Annotated in this window: 16 protein-coding genes; 12 read left to right on the top strand and 4 right to left on the bottom strand. The window is 64.6% G+C overall.

Annotated features, from left to right (window positions below; translation table 11 throughout):
• The coding region (locus EOA38_RS09280; RefSeq protein ID WP_127299013.1) for a DUF1214 domain-containing protein at positions 1 to 510 on the bottom strand (510 nt) is incomplete at its 3' end.
• Positions 511 to 877: 367 nt separating this feature from the next.
• On the opposite strand from EOA38_RS09280, the gene EOA38_RS09275 reads away from it, so the two are divergent.
• Both EOA38_RS09275 and EOA38_RS09270 read left to right on the top strand, forming a co-directional pair.
• Positions 878 to 1,288: a RidA family protein gene (locus EOA38_RS09275; protein WP_127299012.1), complete on the top strand. Its 411-nt coding sequence runs from the start codon at positions 878 to 880 to the stop codon at positions 1,286 to 1,288.
• 106 nt (positions 1,289 to 1,394) lie between these two features.
• A complete protein-coding gene (locus EOA38_RS09270) occupies positions 1,395 to 2,552 on the top strand; it encodes a DUF930 domain-containing protein (RefSeq protein WP_127299014.1) in 1,158 nt (385 codons plus the stop codon).
• A 60-nt stretch (positions 2,553 to 2,612) separates the two neighbouring features.
• Here EOA38_RS09270 and EOA38_RS09265 read toward each other — a convergent pair whose 3' ends face one another.
• Positions 2,613 to 4,769 (bottom strand): penicillin-binding protein 1A, encoded by a 2,157-nt coding sequence (locus EOA38_RS09265; RefSeq protein ID WP_127299011.1) that lies wholly within the window; start codon positions 4,767 to 4,769, stop codon positions 2,613 to 2,615.
• 165 nt (positions 4,770 to 4,934) lie between these two features.
• The gene (locus EOA38_RS09260) at positions 4,935 to 5,573 is read right to left on the bottom strand and encodes a TetR/AcrR family transcriptional regulator (RefSeq protein WP_126094992.1); all 639 of its coding nucleotides are present in this window, start codon (positions 5,571 to 5,573) and stop codon (positions 4,935 to 4,937) included.
• Positions 5,574 to 5,684: 111 nt separating this feature from the next.
• Here EOA38_RS09260 and EOA38_RS09255 point away from each other — a divergent pair, with 111 nt between their 5' ends.
• The 3 genes from EOA38_RS09255 to EOA38_RS09245 all read left to right on the top strand — a co-directional run bounded on the left by EOA38_RS09255 (position 5,685) and on the right by EOA38_RS09245 (position 10,210).
• Positions 5,685 to 8,096 (top strand): FAD-dependent oxidoreductase, encoded by a 2,412-nt coding sequence (locus tag EOA38_RS09255; protein ID WP_127221793.1) that lies wholly within the window; start codon positions 5,685 to 5,687, stop codon positions 8,094 to 8,096.
• Positions 8,097 to 8,106: 10 nt separating this feature from the next.
• Entirely contained in the window at positions 8,107 to 9,660 is a 1,554-nt protein-coding gene (locus tag EOA38_RS09250) for a trimethylamine methyltransferase family protein (protein WP_127299010.1), read from the top strand.
• Between the two features lie 142 nt (positions 9,661 to 9,802).
• Entirely contained in the window at positions 9,803 to 10,210 is a 408-nt protein-coding gene (locus tag EOA38_RS09245) for a DUF3168 domain-containing protein (protein ID WP_126094989.1), read from the top strand.
• A gap of 114 nt (positions 10,211 to 10,324) precedes the next feature.
• On the opposite strand, the gene EOA38_RS09240 is transcribed toward EOA38_RS09245, so the two are convergent.
• Positions 10,325 to 10,711 carry an ester cyclase gene (locus tag EOA38_RS09240; protein WP_126094988.1) on the bottom strand — a complete coding sequence of 129 codons (387 nt, stop codon included), beginning with the start codon at positions 10,709 to 10,711 and terminating at the stop codon, positions 10,325 to 10,327.
• A 277-nt stretch (positions 10,712 to 10,988) separates the two neighbouring features.
• Between EOA38_RS09240 and EOA38_RS09235 the strand changes: the two genes are divergently transcribed.
• The 7 genes from EOA38_RS09235 to EOA38_RS09205 form a co-directional block, all read left to right on the top strand.
• Positions 10,989 to 11,288, top strand: coding sequence for a hypothetical protein (locus EOA38_RS09235; RefSeq protein WP_127221368.1), 300 nt, complete (start codon positions 10,989 to 10,991; stop codon positions 11,286 to 11,288).
• A gap of 82 nt (positions 11,289 to 11,370) precedes the next feature.
• A complete protein-coding gene (locus EOA38_RS09230; RefSeq protein ID WP_126061966.1) occupies positions 11,371 to 12,036 on the top strand; it encodes a response regulator transcription factor in 666 nt (221 codons plus the stop codon).
• Between the two features lie 22 nt (positions 12,037 to 12,058).
• A complete protein-coding gene (locus tag EOA38_RS09225) occupies positions 12,059 to 13,447 on the top strand; it encodes an ATP-binding protein (protein WP_127221366.1) in 1,389 nt (462 codons plus the stop codon).
• A 146-nt stretch (positions 13,448 to 13,593) separates the two neighbouring features.
• Positions 13,594 to 14,025 carry a hypothetical protein gene (locus EOA38_RS09220; RefSeq protein ID WP_127221364.1) on the top strand — a complete coding sequence of 144 codons (432 nt, stop codon included), beginning with the start codon at positions 13,594 to 13,596 and terminating at the stop codon, positions 14,023 to 14,025.
• Between the two features lie 219 nt (positions 14,026 to 14,244).
• Positions 14,245 to 15,381, top strand: a complete 1,137-nt coding sequence (gene ccmI, locus EOA38_RS09215; protein ID WP_127221363.1) for a c-type cytochrome biogenesis protein CcmI — start codon at positions 14,245 to 14,247, stop codon at positions 15,379 to 15,381.
• A gap of 3 nt (positions 15,382 to 15,384) precedes the next feature.
• The gene (gene ccmE / locus EOA38_RS09210; RefSeq protein ID WP_127221362.1) at positions 15,385 to 15,828 is read left to right on the top strand and encodes a cytochrome c maturation protein CcmE; all 444 of its coding nucleotides are present in this window, start codon (positions 15,385 to 15,387) and stop codon (positions 15,826 to 15,828) included.
• On the top strand, positions 15,828 to 16,959 hold a 1,132-nt coding region (locus EOA38_RS09205), incomplete at its 3' end, for a heme lyase CcmF/NrfE family subunit (protein WP_145965938.1). The genes ccmE and EOA38_RS09205, both read left to right, overlap by 1 nt.

Here is a 16,959-nt window from a genome sequence, read left to right as displayed (position 1 = left end):
GTCGTAGAAGGTCAGCACGAAATACATCTTGCCGAAGCCGTTGATGAGCAGCCAGTTGCCGGGGGCAGGGCGGTCGCCGACGGAGATGACGATCGAATTGTCGGGCTGGCGCAGCACCTCGTAGGATTGGAGCGCTGCCTGCCTTGGCTTGCCGGTGTCGATGACGCCGAGCGACCGGTCTGCAGCATAAAGCGTCCAGAACCGGGCCGTCGGATAGCCGCCTTCGATCGTGTAGGCGCATTCCCGTTTCAGCGGCTCGCCGGCCTCGTCGCGCTCGGCGACGAAGGAGAGCCCCTCCGCCCGGCCGAGCGCCAGCACACCCTCGCGCGCCACGCGCGCCTTCGAATAGGGATCGGCCGCCTGGGTGCCGATTTCGGGAAAGGCGGTCCATCGGCCGATGCGGATCGCGCCCACGCCGTCCTGCGCGTTGAGCGCGTACCAGACGCTGCCGCCGCCCAGCCCGATGGCTATGGCAAGCGAAAGCAGCGTGAGGAATGCGTTCTTGAGCATGGGGCCGGAAACAGAGGAGGTTGCTCGGGATATCGCGGCGCGGGGCTTCGTGGCAAGTCGGCTTGCTCCAAGGCGTTGCGATATTCAGGTGATGCGGCCTGCAAATGGCGGGTTCCTGCGCGTCCGGTGCTCATCCAAATGGCACGTTGCCATCAGGTCCTTCTACCGAGCAGCCAGCGGCGCATTCCCCGTGTTGACGATCGGCTTGTCATGGGCGAGATTCCGCCCTGCGACCCCCGGATCATCGATGCCTCATGCGGCGCTGCATCGCCACGCACCAGCGCCGGCGCTTTGCTATCGTCCTGTGTGCCAGCGACGCGGTGATCACCAATGTCGATTTCAGTCGAACGAAGCAGGAGACTATTCAATGGCGCTCGAACTCATCAACCCAGATGGTCTGCCAGTTCCAGAGATGTACACACAGGTCGTCGTCGCGAAGGGATCCAAGCTGGTATTCGTCTCAGGTCAGCAGCCCGAAGACATACACGGCAAGCTCGTTGGGCATGGTGATTTTGCGGCGCAAGCGCGCCTGGCATTCAGCAATCTCGGCCGAGCGCTCAGTGCGGCAGATGCACGGCCTGAGCAAGTTTGCAAGATCACAATCTACATTGTCGATTACAAGCGCGATGAGCACGTTCCGATCATCGAAGAAGCGCAGATTTCGCTGTTTGGAGATCACAAGCCAGCGAATGTGGTGGTCGGGGTAGCGATAATGTCCCCAGGCTACCTCATAGAGGTCGACGCGATAGCGGTCATTGACGAGGCCGTCGGAAGCTAGCGTCGCACAATGCGGCCCGCGTCTTATCACTGTGAGAAGGTACTGGTTCGCTCCCATCCGATGCCTGTGCTTGAAGCCGCCGCCATTTCGTTCCACATCGATCGAGATGAAGGGTGAGACAGAGGAACGGCGTTGGAATTTGGCGTGGGCCTTGCCCGCGTCGCTGATCCTGCATGCGCTCATCGCAGCGTTTCTGGTCTACAGCCTGCCGAGGCCTGCCCAACAGCCGGACCAGGAACAGCCGGTCAATGTCGCGCTTGTGCCTCCGCCCGAGCAACCGAAACCGAAGCCTCCGCCCGCACCGCAGCCGAAGGCCGAAAAGCCGCCGGAACCGAAGGCTGAAAAACCGCCTTTGCAGGAAAAGCAGCCGCCGAAGCCACCAGCTATCGCGGTGCTAAAGCCCGTTTTTCAGTACGGCGACAAGGATACCGGTCCGAGGAAATCTCTGGAAGGAGGCGGCGATCGAGACAACACGCCCTCGCCGGCCAAGGATAACGATTCGAAGCCGCCTGCCGTGCCCAAGCCTGCACAGAACCAATCTGCCGCGCCGGCAGACGCCGATCAGCGGGCAGATCCAAGCAAGGCCGACGACAAGCCGGTAACCGCCGCGACGGACGCCAAGCCCACGCAGAGTGATGAAAAGCAGGCAGACCAGGACACACATAGACAGCAGGCGGACAAACAAGAGGCAGGAGCGCAAACCGCTGAAACAGCCGTAGCGCCGACGCCGTTGGGTGCTGAGAGCGACGGTAAGGTCGAGCTTCCGGCCGCGGCCGAAAAGCCAAAGCCCAAACCCGCAAATGCGCTGAAGTTCAGGCCTGCAAGGGTCTCGAAGTCCCGAAGCAGGAGCGCCGGGACGCCAAGTTCCACCAACGCCGCCGTTGCTGGATCGCCGATCTATTCGGGCCTTCCGGGTGTTCGAAAGCTCTACTCGCAGGGCGCTACCGGCGATGCGCTGGCCACAAGCTCCATGAGCGGCGTGCCTCGCGATCAGAGGGTTGCCAACCTTTGCGGCAGCGTTCTGAATCAGGAATTGCAGGAGGCCTCTTATTCTCCCAAATGGCTGCCGTCTATTCCGCTGAAGGTAGGCAATGTTCTTGCCCCTCCGGAGGCCGCCTTCAGCACGGCAACCACATGGTACCGCCTAGGCTTCCGGTGCGAGGTCGATGCCGAAGCGACGAGGGTCTTGTCGTTCAACTTCCGTGTCGGCGCCGAGATCCCACGCGGCGAATGGGCCCGTCTTAGATTGCCTAGTCTCCACTAGAGCATGTCGCCCAAAAGTGTGCAGCGGTTTTGGGAAAACGACATGCATCAAAACAAGGTCTTAAAGCGCCGACAGCGTCTCCGGCAGGGTGGGTGCGTTGAGAACGGGTGCCGCCTGGAAAGTCTTGGTCATCTCCCTCAGCGTCTGCGTGGTGCGGCTGGAGAGCACCGGCGGTCGCTCCGCCTGTGCCTGCGCCGTGGCGTCCGAGGCCTCCTTCTTCGCCGCCTCCTCGGCCTTGGCCGCGACCTCCGGGTCGACGAACGGATGATCGAGGCCCGGGATCGGCTTCAGGTCGATATTCTGGTGTGCATAGACCATCAGCCGCTGCCACACCATCGCCGGCAGCGAACCGCCGGTCATCTTGTTGGTCGGCGTGAAGTCGTCATTGCCGAGCCAGACCGCGGCCGTGTAGTTGCCGGTGAAGCCGACGAACCAGGCGTCGCGGTAGGATTGCGTGGTGCCGGTCTTGCCGGCGACGACGATGTTGGGAAGCTGGGCGCGTCTGGCCGTGCCGATCACCGGCACCGCCGCCAACATGGTGTTCATGTATTTCAACGCCTGTTCCGACAGCACGCGGTGCGGCGGCGTCGCGTCCTTGGTCCAGTCATACACCACATCGCCGGTGCGGGTGACGAGCTGGGTGATGCCGTGCCTGGAGCCGACGAAGCCGTTCTGGGCAAAGACGCTGTAGCCCGTCGCCTGGTCCATCACCGTCATGAGGGACGTGCCGAGCACCATGGTCTTGTGTGATTCCAGCGGCGATTCCACGCCCATCGATTCGGCCATCGCCTTGATCGGGCCGATGCCGAGATGGTCCTTGGCGAGCCGCACCGGCACGGTGTTGATCGACTTGGCGATTGCGGTCAGCAGCGTGACATTGCCGGCCGATCCGCCGCTGTAGTTATGCGGCGACCAGCTGCCCCAACTGATCGGACCACCGGAAACCACCGAGTCCGGGGTGAAGCCATGCTCCATCGCGGTGGCGTAGACGTAGGGCTTGAACGACGACCCGGTCTGGCGCAACGCCTTGGTGGCGCGGTTGAACTGGCTGGCGCCATAGTCGCGGCCGCCGACGATGGCGCGCACCGCGCCATTGGTCTCGATCACCACCACCGCGCCTTCGGTGACGTTGTATTCCTTGCCGAACTGACGGAGATGGAACTCGACCGACTCTTCAGCCGCCTTCTGGATGTTGGCATCGAAGGTGGTGTGGGCAACCAGCGAATGCTGGCCGGGCTTGGCTATTTTCTTCACCTCGTCGAAGGCCCAGTCGAGGAAATAGTCGGGGCTCTTCTGCTCGCCGCGGTCGACGACGTCGGCTGGATGCAGCCGTGCCTGCAGCACCTGGCCCTCGGTCATGAAGCCGGCATCGACGAGGTTGGAAAGCACCACATTGGCGCGCGCGCGCGCCGCCGGCAGGTTGATGTGCGGGGCGTACTTGGTCGGCGCCTTGAACAACCCGGCGAGCATCGCCGCCTCCGCGAGGTTCAGGTCCTTGACGCTCTTGCCAAAATAGAAATCCGCCGCCGCCTCGATGCCGAACGTGCCGCCGCCCATATAGGCGCGGTCGAGATAGAGCTGCAGGATATCCTTCTTCGAGAGGTTCGCCTCCAGCCACAGCGACAGGAAGGCTTCCTTGATCTTGCGCTCGAGGGTGCGCTCGTTGGAAAGGAACAGGTTCTTGGCGAGCTGCTGCGTGATGCTGGAGCCGCCCTGGACCACAGAATTGGCGCGCACATTCTCGAAGACAGCGCGCGACAGGCCGAGAACGTCGATGCCGTAGTGGTCGAAGAAACGCCGGTCCTCTGTCGCCAGCACCGCCTTGATGACGATGTCCGGCATCTCGTCGACCGGCACGGAATCGCGCTGGATGATGCCGCGCTGGCCGATCTCGTTGCCGTAGCGGTCGAGGAAGGTGACGGCGAAATCGCCCTGGTTGCGCCAGTCGCCGGCAGTGATCTCGAAGGCGGGCATCGCCAGCGCCAGGAGCACCACGAAGCCGCCTGCGCCCATGGTGAAACCTTCGCTCAGCACCTCGATGATGGCGCGCCGCCAGCCATGCAGACGGAAACGGCGGAAAAAGATGGTGGCCGCTTCCCAGAATTCGCGCGCCTTGAAGCCGATTTCGTAGAGCGAGGAATCGAGCCACGCGTCGACAGCAAGAGCCGCCGAGGCAATCCGGCCTCTTCTCTTGCGTGGTTTCGAAGGACTTGCCATTCCAGACTTCCGCCCCGGCGCGCTTTCGCCCGGAAACAGCATGCGGGCAGTTTCAGGGTGGCACCCTGCCAGACTATTCGACCATTTTATCACCGCTCACAAGAGCAGCGAAGCCACACCCAAGCTTTGTTGAACGCTAAGGTTGATCGTGCATGCTTTGCGATATCACCGTGCCGCGATGAAGCGCATGAAATGCGCCACATCCGCCTCGGTCGGCTCCTGCCCGGTGAAGGAGCGCAGATAGGCGGCGAGATGGCTGACCCGGGCCTCGACCGGCTCCTTGAGGTCGAGCACGTAGTAACCGATCTGCATGTAGTAAAGGACGCGAGCGCGGATGAAGGCGTCCTCGTCGTCATAGCCGTGCCGCCGGTACATGTCGCGGATGGCGGTGAGGCGCTCGTCGTCGGCCTGGTCGATCATGCGCCGCACGTCGGCCGAGCGTCTGGCCCATTCGCGCACGGCGAAGTCGAGCCTCGGGTCGAACAGCCGCTCGTCGGCCCAGCATTCGAACACGTTCATCACACCCATGATGATGGTCTCGGCCGGGCGGCGGGCACGCTCGACGATCGCCGTGGTGTTGGTATCGTGCCAATGCTTGAGCAACTGGTCGAGCAGGTCCTGCCGGCTTTCGAAATACCAGTAGAAGCTTGAGCGCGACACGCCGAGCTTCTGGCCGAGCGTAAGCACGCGCACGCTCTCGATGCCGTCCGAAATCAGCGTTTCAAGCGCCAGATTGATCCAGTCCGAGCGCGTGACCTTGATGTTGCCGGGCGATGGTTCGGCCTGGGGAGCGGTCATGATCATGGCCGCACAATAGGCATGGCACGAAACGCAGCGCAAGCTCTGGACAGAAGTGTCTAGACACATATGTCCAGGTCATGTACCGTAAGGGCCTCCAACGAGAGGGAGAGGCTCGTGAAGTCGCATTACCGGGCAGTCGTCATCGGAGGAGGCGTGGTCGGCGCCTCGGTCCTCTACCATCTCACGCGGTTCGGCTGGAGCGATGTGGCGCTCATCGAGCGCGCCGAGCTGACGGCCGGCTCGACCTGGCACGCGGCCGCCGGCTTCCATGCGCTCAATGCCGATCCCAATGTCGCGGCGCTGCAGGACTACACGATCAAGCTCTATCGCGAGATCGAGGCCGAGTCCGGCCAGAATGCCGGGCTGCACATGACCGGCGGCGTCAACATGGCGAGCGACCCGCAGCGCTGGGAATGGCTGAAATCGGCTTGGGCGGTGTTCCAGTCGGTCGGCATCGAGACGGCCCGGCTGGTGACGCCCGAGGAAATCAAGGAAATCTGCCCGATCGTCGATGTCAGCGATGTGCTGGGCGGCCTCTACGATTCCAACGAGGGCCATCTCGACCCTTACGGCACGACGCATGCCTATGCGGGCGCCGCGAAAAAGCGCGGCGCCGATGTCATCCTGCGCAACCGCGTCGTCGAGTTGAAGCAGCGTGCCGACGGCGGCTGGGACGTCGTCACCGAGAAGGGCACGATCGTTGCCGAGCATGTCGTCAATGCCGGCGGCCTGTGGGCCAAGCAGGTCGGGTTGATGGCCGGCGTCGACCTGCCGGTGACGCCGATGGAGCACCATTATTTCGTCACCGAGGACATTCCCGAGGTCGCCGCGCTCGACGAGGAGATCGGCGTCGTCGTCGACCTCGACGGTTTTTCGTATCTAAGGCAGGAGCGCAAGGGCATCCTGCTCGGTGTCTATGAGCAGAACCCCAAGCACTGGAACATGGACGGCGCGCCCTGGGATTACGGCATCGAGCTGATCCCCGAGGACATCGACCGCATCAGCCCCGAGCTGTCCAAGGCCTATGAGCGCTTTCCGTGCCTGGCGACCGCCGGCGTCCGCAAATGGGTGAACGGCGCCTTCACCTTCACGCCGGACGGCAACCCGCTGGTCGGCCCGGTGCGTGGCCTGAAGAACCACTGGGTCGCCTGCGGCGTCATGGCCGGCTTCAGCCAGGGCGGCGGCGTCGGCAAGTCGCTGGCCGAATGGATGATCTACGGCGAGCCGCAGGCCGACATCTTCGGCATGGACATCGCCCGCTACGGCGCCTTCGCCGCCAACCGCGAATATCTCAAGCAGACCACGCGCCAGTTCTATGCCCGCCGCTTCGTCATGACCTTCCCCAACGAGCGGCTGCCGGCGGGACGGCCGCTGAGGCGTCCCGGCGCCTATGACGGCATGAGCGCCGCAGGCTGCGAGTGGACGGCGTCGTGGGGCCTGGAAATCCCGGCCTATTTCGCGCCGATGGGTTTTCGCGAGGAGACGACGCTGAGGCGCTCCAACGCCTTCGACATCGTCGGCGACGAGGTGCTGCAGGTCCGCCGCGCCGCCGGCCTCGTCGATACGACGGCCTTCTCGCGCTATGCGGTATTGGGGCTAGGCGCCGAGGTCTGGCTCGACCGGCTGCTGGCCTGCAGTCTGCCGAAGCCCGGCCGCGCGAAACTGGCTCCGATGCTCGGCCATGACGGCAGGCTGAAGGGCGATCTCACCGTGCTCAACTGGGGCGGCGGCGAATACTGGATCATGGGATCCTATTACCTGCGCGAATTCCACATGCGCTGGTTCGAGGCGCATAGGGCGGACGGCGTCTCGATCACCGACATTTCCGATGCGACGTCCGGTTTCCTTGTTACCGGACCGAACGCACGCAAGATCGTCGAACGCACCACCCATCAGGATATCTCCGCCGAAGCTCTACCTTTCATGGCTTGCGGCGCGTTCGACATCGGGATGGTGCGGGCGCGGGTCGCCCGGCTGTCGATCGCCGGCGAGCTCGGCTTCGAGATCAACTGCCCGGCCACCCTGCATTCGACCCTGCGCGAGACGCTGCTTGCCGCCGGCGAGGATCTCGGCCTCGCCGAGGTCGGCTACTACGCACTCAATTCGCTCAGGCTGGAGAAGAGCTTCGGCATCTGGTCGCGCGAGTTCACGCAAGGCCACACGCCCGGCCAGACCGGCCTCGACCGCTTCATCGCTTTCGACAAGGGCGATTTCATCGGCCGCGAAGCAGCTCTTAAGGAACGCAAGGCGGGTGTTTCGCGCCGGATCGCTACGCTTGAGGTCGATGCCCTCGATGCCGACGCCAGCGGCTTCGAGCCAGTCTGGCACAAGGGCCGGCGCGTCGGTTTCGTCACCTCGGGCGGCTACGGCTACACCGTCGGCAAGAGCGTCGCCCTGGCGTTGGTGGACGACGATTTCGCCGGGGAGGGGACGGCGCTTTCCGTACACATTGTCGGCGTCGAACGGCCGGCACGCGTCATCGCGGCCTCGCCTTACGATCCCGACGGCAGGGCGATGCGGGGATGAGGAGGATGCCATGATTGACGAGGCCGCACGCGATCTGAGGCGCGAACGCCGGCGCGGACGCACCGGTGAGGCCGGCATCGAGTCGAGCCGCCATCCGAATTACCGTTCGCTGAAGAACCCGTTCCTGCCGCAGCCGGTGTTTTCCGACGACCAGGTCGCCGCGATCCACGACACGGCGCTGCGCGTGCTGGAAGAGCTCGGCATCAAGGTGCTGCTGCCGGAGGCGCGCGCCATCTTTGCCAAGGCCGGCGCCTTGGTCGACGAGGACAGCCAGATGGTGAGGATCGGCCGCGACGTGGTCGAGGCGGCCCTGGCTTCCGCGCCGCGCTCGATCCCGGCCTATGGCGGCGACCGCTCCCGCGATCTGATGCTCGAGCTCGGGTCTATGGCGTTCCTCGCCGGCTCGGGCGCGCCCAATGTCACCGATCTCGAGCGCGGCCGGCGGCCGGGAACGCTCGCCGCCTTCGACGAGTTCATGAAGCTGCTGCAGCATTTCGACGTGCTGCACATGCTCGGCCCCTGCATCGAGCCGCAGGACGTCGACACCCGCTTTCGCCACTACGCCACCGGCCGGGCTCAGCTCACTTTGTCCGACAAGCTCCCCTTCGTCTTCGCGCGCGGCACGCCGCAGGTCGACGACAGCTTCGGGATGGTCCGGCTGGCGCGCGGCCTGTCCGAGGATGAATTCCGCGCCGGCGTCTATTGCTACACCGTCATCAACACCAATTCGCCGCGCCAGCTCGACATCCCGATGGCGCAAGGCATCATCGATTTTGCCAAGGCCGGCCAGGTCTCGATCATCACGCCCTTCTGCCTGGCGGGCGCCATGGCGCCGATCACGGTCGCCGGAGCGCTGACGCTGCAGCATGCGGAGGCGCTGGCCGGGCTGACGCTGGCCCAGCTCGTGCGCCCCGGCGCGCCGGTGGTCTATGGTTCGTTCTCCTCCAATGTCGACATGAAGTCGGGCGCGCCTGCCTTCGGCACGCCGGAGCACATCAAGGCGACGCTGGGCGCCGGCCAGCTCGCGCGCTTCACCGGCCTGCCCTGGCGTTCCGGCGGCGGCAGCGCCGCCAACATCTCCGACGCGCAGGCAGCGCACGAGACGCAATTCGCGCTGTGGGGCTCGGTGCTGGCCGGCGCCACCGTCTGCATCCATGCCGCCGGCTGGCTGGAAGGCGGCCTGAGCGTCTCTTTCGAGAAGCTGATCACCGATATCGAGGCCTTGCAGACGGTCGCCGAGCTTTGCGCCACGACGCCGGGCGACGCCGACGCCATCGGCTTCGAGGCAATCGCCGAGGTGCAGCCCGGCGGCCACTTCTTCTCGGCCGCCCACACCATGACGCGCTACCGCACCGCCTTCTACGAGCCGCTGGTCGCCGACTGGTCGAATTTCGGCAACTGGACGCAAGCCGGCGGCAAGACCGCCACCGAGCGCGCCACCGGCGTCTGGAAGCGGATCCTTGCCGATTTCCAGCCGCCGCAATCCGCCGCCGCCACCACCGGCGTACTCGACGAGTTCATCGCACGGCGCACCGAAGAGGGCGGTGCGGCGCCGGTGTCGTGAGTCCGAAAACGTAATATTTTCCAGACTTTCGCCGTTCACGCTACAGTCAAAACGATTCGCGATCTGGTATCGGATCGCCAGCGTGGTTACGTTGCCGATCAGGTTAGGAACGAACCGAAGGCTGTTTTGTGATGGACGGTAAATGACGGCACCTGGCGATTTGATGCAGGCCTTGTTCCTGAGGCTGAAGACCGACGCGTCGCTTTCGGCGCTGCTGGGCGGCGCCGGCCTGCTCGAGCGCGCCGACGCCAAGGCGGCCTATCCGCACGTCACCTACGGCCGCACCAGCGCCTTCGATCTCGAAACCGGCGCCGACAACGACAATGATCAGCTCATCACGCTGCATGTCTGGTCGAAGGCTCAAGGGGAGGCCGAGACGCGCCTCATCATGGACAGCATCAGGGCACGCCTCGACGGCGCGGCGCTCTCCATCGGCCCGCGCGGCCAGACGCGTCTGTCGCTGGAATTCGCCGAGGCGCGCTATGACGAGGACCTGACGGTCCATCACGGGCTGCTGCGCTTTCGCGCGCTGACGCAGGAAAGCGCCTGAGCGACCAGTCCTAAAACGCGTCGCGCTGAAATGGATCCAGGCGACGCGCTTTAGGTCTTTGTTTTTATGCATGTCGTTTTCGCAAAACCGCTGCACACTTTTGCGCGACATGCATCAAAGTTGAGCCTGGATGGCGCCCTTGTCGATGACCGACCAGACCTCGCATATCCGTCCGTCCTGGAATTCATAGAAGACGTTCTCGGCGAAGGCGACGCGCTTGCCCTTCACCGGCAGGCCGAACAGCACGCCCTTGGGCCTGCAGTCGAAATGCAGGCGGGCCGCCACCCGCGGCGGCTCCGAGACCAGAAGCTCGATGTTGAAACGCAGATCCGGAATAGCCTGGAAATCGCCTTCCAGCATCCGGCGATAGCCCGAAAGCCCGATCGTCTCGCCGTTATACTGCACCTGTTCGCCGACGAACCGGTCGAGATTGTCCCAGTCCTGTGCGTTGAGGCAGGCGATGTAACCCTTGTAGCGATCGGCAAGGTCCTCGCTCGTCATGGCATTCTCCCGTCGTCACCGGCTTCACGGCGCAAACTAGCGCATATCCCGCCCGCGAAAACCGTAGCCGCGCCGGTGATTTTCCGGCTATGAATCCCAAGCTTGGGCGGTGGGAGCCGGGCAGCAGGATTCGTCTAGCGCTGGAGCAATTCCAGGAAAAGTGCGTAGCGGTCTTTCCGTCCGGAATTGCGTAAAACCAAGGGGGCATGGCGGGCATGGATTTTCGGCCGTTCACCGTTCATTTCACGTTCAGCACACATGCGTTAGAACCGTGATCATGAAAACGTTCCGCTCCCATATCCGCACCGCGACGCTGGCGCTTGCCGCAGCCGGCCTTTTTGCGTCGCAGGCGATTGCCATGCCGGCCATCGAACCGTCAGCCGAGCAGCCGGTCGTGCTTGCCGCCGGCGACTGCTATGCGATCGGCCAGCAGGTCGCCGCGCAGAATGGCGGCACGCTCGCCAAGGCCTCGCAGTCGACGCGCGGCGGCCAGCCGGTCTGCGTCATCGTCGTGCTCGTCCCCGGCAAGGAAGGCCAACGCCCGCGTCGTTCCGAGATCGTGGTGCCGCTGAACTGACGCCCCATTCCCTTTAACAGGCTTAAGTTTCCCAGGCCGGCGGAATCGGCCTATACCTCCATCCCTCAACAGGCTCAAAACCATGCGCGTGCTCGTCGTCGAGGATGACAAGGATCTCAACCGGCAACTGGCGGACGCGCTGGTCGACGCCGGCTATGTCGTCGACCGCGCCTATGACGGGGAGGAGGGGCATTTCCTCGGCGACACCGAGCCTTACGATGCCGTCGTGCTCGACATCGGCCTGCCGCAGATGGACGGCATCAGCGTCGTCGAGCGCTGGCGCCGCGGCGGGCGCAAGATGCCGGTGCTGATCCTGACCGCGCGCGACCGCTGGAGCGACAAGGTGGCCGGCATCGACGCCGGCGCCGATGACTATGTCACCAAGCCTTTCCACATCGAGGAAGTGCTGGCCAGGGTGAGGGCGCTGATCCGTCGCGCCGCCGGCCATGCCTCGTCCGAGCTCACCTGCGGACCGCTCAGGCTCGACACCAAGGCCTCGAAGGCCGATGTCAACGGCATGCCGCTGAAGCTCACTTCTCATGAGTTCCGTTTGCTTGCTTATCTGATGCACCATATGGGCGAGGTGGTGTCGCGCACCGAGCTGGTCGAGCATCTCTACGACCAGGACTTCGACCGCGATTCCAACACCATCGAGGTGTTTGTCGGGCGGCTTCGCAAGAAGATGGGCATCGACATGATCGAAACCGTGCGTGGCATGGGCTATCGCATGCGAGAGCCGGAGGCGTAACGCGGAACCGCTGAAGCCGACGATGGGAACGTGGCTTTCAAGGCTGCGGCTCTGGCCGCGCTCGCTGACCTTCCGTGTCATCGCCTTCTCCACCATCTGGGCGATCCTGACGCTGGTCGTCATCTTCACCCTCATCACCACGCTTTACCGCCAGGCCAGCGAGCGCGGTTTCGACAGCCTGCTTTCGGCGCATCTGTTCAACCTGATCGGTTCGGTCGGCATTTCCGACAATGGCGCGCTCACCGGCTCGCCCGACCTTGGCGACCTGCGCTTCTCCGAGCCGAATTCCGGCTGGTACTGGTCCGTTGAGCCGGCCTCCGAGGGTGTTCACGGCGAAATCCACTCCTCCTCGATGACGACCTCGATCCTGTCGCCAAGCGTCGCCGAGGTTCCCTTCAACGCGAACTTCCAGCGCAGCTACGCGACCGAAGGCATCAAGGGCGAGGAGCTCGAGGTCTTCGAGAGCGAGTTCGTGCTCGATGCCAAGAACCGCGCCGCACGCTTTCGCGTCATGGGCAACCACAGCGAGCTGGAACAGGAGATCGCGCGCTTCCAGCGCCGCCTGCTCACCTATCTGTCGCTGTTCGGCGTCGGCATGATCGCCATCAACGCCATCGCCATTCTTTTGGGCCTGCAGCCCTTGCGGCGCGTGCGCAATGCGCTGGCCATGGTGCGCGAGGGCACGGCGCAGCGGCTCGACGGGCGTTTTCCGGCCGAGATCGAGCCTCTCGCTAACGAGACCAATGCCTTGATCGAGAACAACAGGCGCATTGTCGAGCGCTCGCGCACGCAAGTCGGCAATCTCGCCCATTCGCTGAAGACGCCGCTTGCCGTGCTGATCAACGAAGGCCGTGCGCTGGGCGGCGCCAAAGGCCAGCTCATCTCCGATCAGGCTGCCTCGATGCAGAAGCAGGTCGACCATTATCTGCAGCGCGCGCGTGTCGCCGCCCAGCGCGACAGTGTCGTCTTCCGCACACCGGTTTCGCCGCTGGTCGAGCGCATGGTGCGCGTGCTGCAAAAGCTCAACCCGCGGACGAAGCTCACGCTGTCGCCGCCGCCTGCCGAGATCGTCTTTGCCGGCGAGCGCGAGGATCTGGAGGAATTGCTCGGCAATCTGCTCGACAACGCCATGAAATGGGCGAAGGGCGCCGTCGCCGTCTCGGTCGCCCCTGTCGCGGGAAGCGCCGGCCTGTTTGAAATCGTTATAGAGGATGACGGGCCGGGAATTCCCGAAGACAAGGCGCGAGAGGTGCTGAAGCGCGGGCGGCGGCTGGACGAGACGAAGCCGGGAACGGGGCTTGGGCTTGCCATTGTCGCCGACCTCGTCAACGAGTATGGAGGCGTCCTGGCGCTGGAACGGTCCGGCATGGGCGGCTTGAGGGCGGTGGTCAGATTGCGGAGCCTTCAGTGATGTTTTTTATCGATTTGCACGCGGCCGGCTGCGGCCAAATTTCCGACAAATATCAACACTATGGCCTTGCCACCCTCCCCGATGGCGCGGCCCCCAGTGCCTTTCGCTCAAGAAGTCCATCCCGCTCAAGAGAACCGGTTGTTGGCATGAAGATTCGCGTCGCGCTCGTTTCCGCCCTGATGGCCGTTTCAGGCTGCACAACGCTGGGCAGGAGCGGTCCCACGGTCACGCCCGTCGCCACGCCGCCGGCCGCTGGCAAGGTGGGAACCAGCATCGTCGCGGCCATGAATGGCGGACTGGTCGGCGGATCGATCGGCTCGGGCCTCAGCGACGCCGAGAAACGCAAGGGTCTCGAGGCGGAATACAAGGCGCTGGAATACACCGCGAGCGGCCAGAAGGTGACGTGGAAGAGCGACGGCTCGTCCCATTACGGCGAGGTCGTCGCCGCTCAGCCTTACCGGGTCGGTTCGCAGGACTGCCGGCAGTATACCCACACCGTCTACACCGGCACATCGGGCGTCACCGCACGCGGCACGGCCTGCCGCAACGCTGACGGCAGCTGGACGCCGTTGACTTAGAGCGGTTCGGTCTTTGATCGGAGGGCCGACCCGCTCCAAGTGTTTGTCACGACGCAATTCCGAACGGAAAACCGCTGCGCACTTTTCCTGGAATTGCTCTAATTTCGGCTACAGTCCGGCGAGATTGATATCGATCAAGGTTCTCCGGCGCGTCTGTCGTCAAAGCGTCGCAGTACGCTTGTGTTGGCAGGGCAGGGCTCTGCCTTTATTGGAATAGCCATGCTGTTCTGGGTCATAGCCGCAATCCTCACGCTGGGCGCCAGCCTGGCGGTGCTTCTGCCGCTGGCTGGCGGCACGAAAGGCCCGTCCGCGGCCGGCGATCACGACCTCGAGGTCTACCGCGACCAGCTCGCCGAGCTCGACCGCGACATGGCGCGCGGGCTTATCCAGCCGGCCGAAGCCGAGGAAGCGCGCGCCGAGATCGGCCGCCGCATCCTGCGTCTCGGCTCGGCTGACCAGGCAGGCGCGGCGGCGCCGCGCGCCTCGCGAGCCGCAAGGCTTGTGGCCACCGCCGCCGTGCTGGCGGTGCCGCTGGTGAGCTGGGGACTCTATGGCGAGCTCGGCTCGCCGGATTTGCCGTCGCAGCCATTGGCCGAACGGCTCGCCAAGAGCCCGGCCGATTCCTCGGTCGATGAGTTGGTCGCGCGCGCCGAGGCCCACCTCGCCGCCAATCCGTCTGACGGCAAGGGCTGGGACGTTCTGGCGCCTGTCTATCTGCGCCTGCAGCGCTACACCGACGCGGTGACGGCCTATCGCAACGCCATCCGCCTCGACGGCGACAACGCTGTACGGCAAGCCGGCCTCGGCGAGGCGATCGCCAATGCCGCCGGCGGCATCGTGTCGGCCGAGGCTCAGGATGCCTTCGAGGCGGCCCTGAAGCTCGACCCCGCCAACGCCAAGGCGAGCTTCTATCTGGCGATGGGTCTTGCGCAGGAAGGCAAGAAGGCCGAAGCCGCGGCCGCCTGGCAGAAGATGCTCGGCCAACTGCCGCCGGATTCGCCCTGGCGCAGCGCCGTCCAGCAGGCGCTTGCGGAAACGACCGGGCCGGCAGTGGCCGCCGGGACGCCGGTCAATGGCCCTGATGCTCAAGCCGTCGAGGCTGCGCAGCAGATGTCGCCGCAGGACCGGCAGGCGATGATCGAGACCATGGTCGCCGGCCTCGACGACCGGCTGAAGCAAAATCCGCGCGACGAGGAAGGATGGATGCGGCTCATTCGTTCCTATGTCGTGCTCGGCAAGGCCGACCAGGCGCGCGACGCCCTCGGCCGCGCTGTTGCCGTCTTTGGCGCCGACAGCGAGCAAGCCAAGAAGTTCACCGCCTTTGCCGCCTCCCTCGGCGTCACGGCGACGGAGTAAGAGATGACCCGCAAGCAGAGGCGATTGTCGGTGATCATTGCCGGTCTGGCCTTCCTGGGTGCCGCGGCCGGTCTCACCTTCTATGCGCTCGGCCAGAAGGCCTCCTATTTCTACATGCCGGCCGATCTCACCACCGCGACCGTCCAACTCGGCCAGCGAATCCGCCTTGGCGGCCTCGTCGAAAAGGGCACCATCGTGCGCGGCCAAGGCGCCACCGTCGCCTTTTCGGTCACCGATACGCAGAAGTCGGTCAAGGTCACCTATACCGGCATCTTGCCCGACCTGTTCCGCGAGGAGCAGGGCGTCATCACCGAGGGCGCCTTCGGCCCCGACGGCGTCTTCGTCGCCGACAGCGTTTTAGCCAAGCATGACGAGCGCTATATGCCCAAGGAAGTCGCCGACGGCCTGAAGGCCAAGGGCGTCTGGCAGGAAAGCAAGAGCCAATAATGGTTGAGACCGGACATTTCGCGCTCGTCCTCGCCTTTGCGCTGTCGCTGGTGCAGATGCTGCTTCCGCTGGTCGGCGCCCGCACCGGCAACCAGCGGCTGATGGCGGTCGGCGGCCCGGTCGCGGTCACGGGTTTCGCACTCACCGCGCTCTCCTTCGCGGCACTTGCCGGCGCCTATGCCGGCTCCGACTTCTCGGTGGCAAATGTGTGGGAGAACTCCCATTCGCTGCAGCCGATGATCTACAAGATCACCGGCACCTGGGGGAACCACGAAGGTTCGATGCTGCTCTGGGTGCTGATCCTCACCTTCTTCGGCGCGCTTGTCGCCGTCTTCGGCTCCAACCTGCCGGAGACGCTCAAGGCCAATGTGCTTGCCGTGCAGGGCATGATCGGCGCCGCCTTCTTCCTGTTCATCCTGACGACGTCCAACCCCTTCATCCGGCTCAACCCGGCGCCGATCGAAGGCCGCGACCTCAACCCGGTCCTGCAGGATCTCGGCCTCGCCATCCATCCGCCGCTGCTCTATCTCGGCTATGTCGGCTTCTCGATCTGCTTTTCCTTCTCGGTCGCCGCCCTGATCGAGGGCCGCATCGACGCCTCCTGGGCGCGCTGGGTGCGGCCATGGACGCTGGTCGCCTGGATGTTCCTAACCGGCGGCATCGCCATGGGCTCGTACTGGGCCTATTACGAGCTCGGCTGGGGCGGCTTCTGGTTCTGGGATCCGGTCGAGAACGCTTCCTTCATGCCCTGGCTCGCCGGCACCGCGCTGCTCCATTCGGCGATCGTCATGGAAAAGCGCTCGGCACTGAAGATCTGGACGCTGCTGCTTGCGATCCTCACCTTCTCGTTGTCGCTACTCGGGACGTTCCTCGTGCGCTCCGGCGTGCTGACTTCCGTGCATGCCTTCGCCACCGATCCGGCGCGGGGCGTCTTCATTTTGTGCATCCTGACGCTGTTCATCGGCGGCTCGCTGGCGCTGTTTGCCCTGCGCGCATCGCGGCTGACGGCCGGCGGTCTCTTCCACCCGATCTCGCGCGAGGGCGCGCTGGTCCTCAACAACCTCTTCCTGACCACCGCGACAGCGACGGTGCTCGTCGGCACGCTCTATCCGCCGGTGGTGGCTTCGAGCA

Origin of the sequence: Mesorhizobium sp. M1E.F.Ca.ET.041.01.1.1 (assembly GCF_003997355.1) — a bacterium.
GTDB lineage: Bacteria > Pseudomonadota > Alphaproteobacteria > Rhizobiales > Rhizobiaceae > Mesorhizobium.
The sequence above is the reverse complement of the archived record's forward strand: the minus strand, read 5'-3'. Positions and strand labels throughout refer to the sequence as shown.

What these genes read in the sequence shown, in the direction of transcription:
- EOA38_RS09275 (WP_127299012.1), top strand. Translation starts at nt 878, where the DNA reads ATGGCGCTCGAACTCATCAACCCAGATGGTCTGCCAGTTCCAGAGATG.
- EOA38_RS09270 (WP_127299014.1), top strand. Translation starts at nt 1,395, where the DNA reads ATGAAGGGTGAGACAGAGGAACGGCGTTGGAATTTGGCGTGGGCCTTG.
- EOA38_RS09265 (WP_127299011.1), bottom strand. Translation starts at nt 4,769, where the DNA reads ATGGCAAGTCCTTCGAAACCACGCAAGAGAAGAGGCCGGATTGCCTCG.
- EOA38_RS09260 (WP_126094992.1), bottom strand. Translation starts at nt 5,573, where the DNA reads ATGATCATGACCGCTCCCCAGGCCGAACCATCGCCCGGCAACATCAAG.
- EOA38_RS09250 (WP_127299010.1), top strand. Translation starts at nt 8,107, where the DNA reads ATGATTGACGAGGCCGCACGCGATCTGAGGCGCGAACGCCGGCGCGGA.
- EOA38_RS09245 (WP_126094989.1), top strand. Translation starts at nt 9,803, where the DNA reads ATGACGGCACCTGGCGATTTGATGCAGGCCTTGTTCCTGAGGCTGAAG.
- EOA38_RS09240 (WP_126094988.1), bottom strand. Translation starts at nt 10,711, where the DNA reads ATGACGAGCGAGGACCTTGCCGATCGCTACAAGGGTTACATCGCCTGC.
- EOA38_RS09235 (WP_127221368.1), top strand. Translation starts at nt 10,989, where the DNA reads ATGAAAACGTTCCGCTCCCATATCCGCACCGCGACGCTGGCGCTTGCC.
- EOA38_RS09230 (WP_126061966.1), top strand. Translation starts at nt 11,371, where the DNA reads ATGCGCGTGCTCGTCGTCGAGGATGACAAGGATCTCAACCGGCAACTG.
- EOA38_RS09225 (WP_127221366.1), top strand. Translation starts at nt 12,059, where the DNA reads ATGGGAACGTGGCTTTCAAGGCTGCGGCTCTGGCCGCGCTCGCTGACC.
- EOA38_RS09220 (WP_127221364.1), top strand. Translation starts at nt 13,594, where the DNA reads ATGAAGATTCGCGTCGCGCTCGTTTCCGCCCTGATGGCCGTTTCAGGC.
- ccmI (WP_127221363.1), top strand. Translation starts at nt 14,245, where the DNA reads ATGCTGTTCTGGGTCATAGCCGCAATCCTCACGCTGGGCGCCAGCCTG.
- ccmE (WP_127221362.1), top strand. Translation starts at nt 15,385, where the DNA reads ATGACCCGCAAGCAGAGGCGATTGTCGGTGATCATTGCCGGTCTGGCC.